Source organism: Ralstonia sp. RL (assembly GCF_001683835.1).
Classification (GTDB): domain Bacteria; phylum Pseudomonadota; class Gammaproteobacteria; order Burkholderiales; family Burkholderiaceae; genus Ralstonia; species Ralstonia mannitolilytica.
Window position 1 is genome coordinate 1 of sequence record NZ_LWRX01000004.1, and the last position, 4,889, is coordinate 4,889.

Annotated in this window: 2 protein-coding genes and 1 pseudogene; all 3 read left to right on the top strand. The window is 67.2% G+C overall.

Going from position 1 to position 4,889, the window contains the following annotated elements; translation table 11 throughout:
• Nucleotides 1-1,417 (top strand): annotated as a pseudogene (locus A6M56_RS02065) (tape measure protein); the annotation flags it as partial.
• Between the two features lie 10 nt (nucleotides 1,418-1,427).
• A complete protein-coding gene (locus A6M56_RS02070) occupies nucleotides 1,428-1,838 on the top strand; it encodes a hypothetical protein (protein WP_286757677.1) in 411 nt (136 codons plus the stop codon).
• Nucleotides 1,838-4,889, top strand: a 3,052-nt coding sequence (locus tag A6M56_RS02075) for a hypothetical protein (RefSeq protein ID WP_286757678.1), incomplete at its 3' end; no start/stop codon positions are given. The genes A6M56_RS02070 and A6M56_RS02075, both read left to right, overlap by 1 nt.

The window sequence follows — 4,889 nt, forward strand, 5'->3', positions numbered from 1 at the left end:
CACCGCGCGCTTCGACAAGGCCATCGCCGATCTGGACAAGGCGCTCGCCGAGAAAGAGGTGCTGCTCAAGATCCAGGCCGATCTGCAGGAGGCCGAGAAGAAGCTGCAGCAGTACGAGCAATTGCTCAAGGAAGGCAAGACCCTGCCGGTCGATGCCGACGTGTCCAAGGCGAAGGACGCGCTGGCCCGGCTCAAGACCTACGCCGACCAGAACTCCCAGCTCGAGTTGAAGGTGGCCACCGAGAAAGCGCAGGCGGCGATCACCAACGTCGAGGGGATGATCAAGGCACTGGATCGCATCCAGACCGAATCGAAGCACGTCGTCAGCACCAATGCCGATGCGGCCCGCGCCGAGATCATGAGCCTGAACGGTGCCAACACCTCGAGCACGCACACGATCTACGTGCAGAAGGTCGAGGTCAACGCCGCCGGCGGTCTGGTTGGTGGCGGCGTGCGGCGCTTTGCCGACGGTGGCGCGGTCGCTCCGGCCTTTCCCCGCATGACCGGCGGCACGGTCCCCGGCTCCGGCCACCACGACACCGTTCCGCGCACGCTGGAGGCCGGCGCGTTCGTCATCCGCAAGGCGGCGGTGCGCAAGTACGGCAGCGGCGCGCTGGCGCGTCTGGCCAATGGCGTCGCCCACTTCGCGGTCGGCGGGCGCGTCGCCTCGTTGGGCAGCCCCGGCTCCACAAGTACCGATCCGGACGGCAAGCCCAGCACGCCGAAACGCAACCGCGAAGCGGTCGAGGCCTTGAAGATGATCGACCTCGGCCTGCAGGGGATGAACGAGTACACCGGATGGCTGGAGTGGAACTACGGTGCGTCGGTCAGTCTGGATATGCGCAGCAAGACGATGGAGAGCTACGGCAAGCAGGCCCAGGAAGACCGGCGCGCGCTGGAAGGCTTCATCGATCGCAAGACGCTCACCGGCAACGAACGCCAGAACCTGGAGCGGATCAAGCAGACGTGGCGTCAGGCGATGGCCCAGCCGCTCTTGTGGGGCAAGGACCTGGAGCGCGAGCTGATCGACTACATGGAGCAACACCAGGGCGAGTTCTACCGGCGCGGCGGCCTGTCGAAATCGGACACCGTGCCGGCGATGCTCACGCCCGGCGAATTCGTCGTGAACAAGGAGGCCGTCGCCCGCTACGGCGCCGGCTTCTTCGAGGCGATCAACAACCTGTCCGCGCCGGCGCAGGCCTTGGCGCAACGGGTGCAGGGCTTCGCCGCCGGCGGGCTGGTGCAACCCGCCGCTTCGCGCATCGCCCGCCCGGTGCTGCCAAGTGACGGTGGGGCCACCCGCACCGTGCGCGTGGAACTCGCCGCGGGCGACCGCAAGGTCGACGCCCGCATCGACGCGCGTGACGAAACGCGCCTGCTGCAACTTCTGGACGCCGCCCGGACCCGGACGGCCTGACCTGATTCCGATGCAACTGAAGAACCTCGCGGATGGGGTGGACCTGCTGCTGCCCGACGACCTGCTGTGGACCGACGAGCACGCCTGGTCGCCCGCCGTCGCCTCGACGTCCTACCTCATCACCGGTGCCTTGCTGATCCAGTCGGCAGTTCGGCAGGCGGGTCGTCCCATCACGCTGGTGGGCGCGCCCGATATGGCGTGGGTGACGCGCGCCACGGTCGAGCGACTGCGCGCCTGGGCCGCAATTCCGGTGAGTGCTGCGTCCGGGCGTTTTGCCCTGACCTTCGCCGACGGCCGCGCCTTCACGGTCGCCTTCCGGCACACGGAAGCGGCCATCGAGGCTGAACCGGTGCTGGGCATCCCGGCACGCGCCGACACCGACTTCTACCGCCTGACCCTTCGATTCCTGGAGATTGTCTGATGCCGATCCAATCCGGCGACGTGAAACTGCTGAAGTCCGCCGTCATGGCGGACGTGCCCGAGGGCGGAGGCGCGCCCACCGGCATCGCCATCGCCGATGGCGTCTCGAACGCCATCTTCCCGGACATCTCGGAGCTCGACCGCGCCGGCGGCCGGGTCAACCTGCGCAAGACCTTCGTGCAGGTGGCGACCGACGACACCGACACCTACTTCGGTGCCAACGTGATCGTGGCCGAACCGCCGAAGGACGCGCGCGTCAGCGTCACGCTGTTCAGTACCGAGAAAACCTTCGATACGCGCGACCAGGCGCGCGTACGCATCGAGGCCTACCTCAACAAGGGCACGGAATGGCCGGGCTATCTGTTCGAGAACCACATCGCCGGGCAGCGCGTGATTCAGCTGCTCCAGCGCAGTACCGACGCCGTGCCCAACGTCGGCCAGACGCTGGTGCTGGTCGAGAACGAGGGTCTGCCCACCCAGAAGGAGCAGTACGTCCGCGCGACTTCCGTATCCGTCGTCGAGCGGACGTTCACCTACGACAACGACAAGGACTACAAGGCCAGCGTGGTCACGGTCGAGATCAGCGATGCGCTGCGCTACGACTTCACCGGTTCACCTGCCACGCGCACGTTTACGCGTGCGAGCAACAGCACGAAGGTGCGTGACACGGTCGTGGCCGACGCCGGCACCTATGTCGGCGTGGTACCGCTGACGCAGGCGGCCGCCGTCGGCGATTTCACGGTCAAGGGCGCGTCGATCTACACGCAACTCGTGCCGAGCGCGCAGACCGAGACGTCGATCTCGTTCGTTCCGCCCTACGCGGCCGCCGGATTGCCGGTGCCCGGTGCGGCGGCCGTGAGCTACACGGCGAACCATGCGTGGACGCCCAGCACCCGGTTCAACCTGCCGGGCGGCTGCCTGCCGGGCTCGCTCACCCTGCAGACCGACGGCATCACGATCTTTGACGACGCGGGCCTGCTCAAGACCGCCAGCGGCACGGTCGGCACCATCGACTACGCCAACGGCATCCTGAGCCTCAACGCCGGCTCGATGTCGAATGCGAAGGCGGTTACCTACACGCCGGCCGGGCAGATTCTGCGTGCGCCACAGAGCGCCGAGATTCCGGTCACACTGGAGTCGCGCAGTCAGTCCTATGTCGGCACCGTCAATCCGGTGCCGCAGCCCGGCACACTGTCGATCAGCTACATGGCCCAGGGCCGCTGGTACGTGCTGTCCGACGGCGGCAATGGCTCGCTCAAGGGCCTGGACCAGAGCTACGGCGCAGGCACGTTCAACAGGAACACCGGTGCGTTCGTCGTCACGCTGGGCGCGCTGCCCGACGTAGGCTCCTCACTCATCCTCACCTGGAACGTGCCGACGCAGGAAGCGCAGCAGCCGCAGGCCGTCCTCAAGGCCTCGCAGTCCTTGCAGCTCTCGCCGCCAGAGGGCAAGGCCGTGCAACCCGGCACACTCACCGTGAGCTGGGAATACGGCGGCGCCAAGACCGCATCCGCTTCGACCTCGGGCGCACTCTCCGGGGCGGCCACCGGGTCCTTGAGCGTCGCGCAGAACCATCTCGACTTCGCGCCCGACGTGCTGCCGCCGGTCGGCACGCAGCTCACCGTGAGCTACGTCGCGGGCCCCAAGCATGAGGATTCGATCGCACACCCCTCCCGCAATGGCGCGGGGCTGCTGCCGGTCACCGCCAGCTTCGGGGCCATCGAGCCGGGTTCGCTCGAGATCGAGTGGAACACGCTCACCGACACGTCGGTGCTGGGCGCGTACACTTGGCAGCAATTGATGGAAATGGGCGTGGCGGTGGCAATGTGGCGCGACCCCACCCAGATCGCCCGCGACGACGGCAGCGGCAATGTCGTCCTCAATGGCGACACCATTGGCACGGTCAACTACGCCACCGGTGAAGTGGTGTTCAACCCGGACGTGATGATCCGGATTCCACGTCCGAACTACAGCTCGGCGGCCATTACCGGCACCGGGCGTTGGCGACTGAACTATGGCGGCCTGTCTTATGTCGCCGCGCCCTCGCTGTACCCGAATGACGAGTCAGGCTACGTGAAGCTGCGCTACAACAGCGCGGGCTCCACCAGCAACCACTCGGAAACCTTCCAGTTCACGCCGACCTTCAAGCTGGTGCCCGGCGTGAATGCCCAGGTGGTGACCGGCACGGTGCTGCTCACACTGCCAGGGGCACACCCCTGGGGCGACAACGGCCAGGGCACGCTGCGCGAGTTCACCACCAGCGGCTGGGTCACGCGCGGCACGATCAACTATCTGTCGGGCGAGGTGACCCTCACGTCCTGGACGGCGGGAACGACCAACGCCATCACCCGTGCCAGCTGCGTGACCACGGTCGGCGAGAACATCTCCAGCGAGTATGTGTTCCGCACCGGCGCGGCACCGTTGCGTCCGGGGTCGCTGTCGATCCAGTACGCCCGCGCGGTCGGTGGAACGCAAAACGTGACGGCAGGCATCGACGGCAAGATCGGGGCGACCGGCGTCACCGGCAGTGTCGATTACGAAACCGGCGTGGTACGTGTGCGCTTCGGCACCTTCGTACCCGCCGCCGGAAACGAGAGCGAGCCGTGGTACGCCGCCGACCGCGTAGGGACGGACGGCAAGATCTTCCGGCCCGAGCCGGTAGCAGCCTCCAGCGTGCGCTACAGCGCGGTGGCCTACAGCTACCTGCCGCTGGATGCCGATCTGCTCGGCATCGACCCGGTGCGGCTGCCCAGCGACGGACGGGTGCCGATCTTCCGCCCCGGCGGCTTCGCCGTCGTCGGCCATACGGGGAAGATCACCACCTCGGTCAGCAACGGCCAGACCATCAATTGCGCTCGCGTGCGCCTGTCCCGCGTGCGCGTGGTTGGCCACGACGGCACGGTGATCCACACGGGTTACTCGGCCGATTTGGAGGCCGGCACCGTCACCTTCTCCGACGTGACGGGCTACAGCCAACCGGTGACCATCGAGCACCGCGTCGAGGACATGGCCGTGGTGCGCGACGTGCAGATCAACGGCGAGATCAGCTTCA

Coding starts and splice junctions, on each gene's coding strand:
- A6M56_RS02070 (WP_286757677.1), top strand. CDS start 1,428: ATGCAACTGAAGAACCTCGCGGATGGGGTGGACCTGCTGCTGCCCGAC.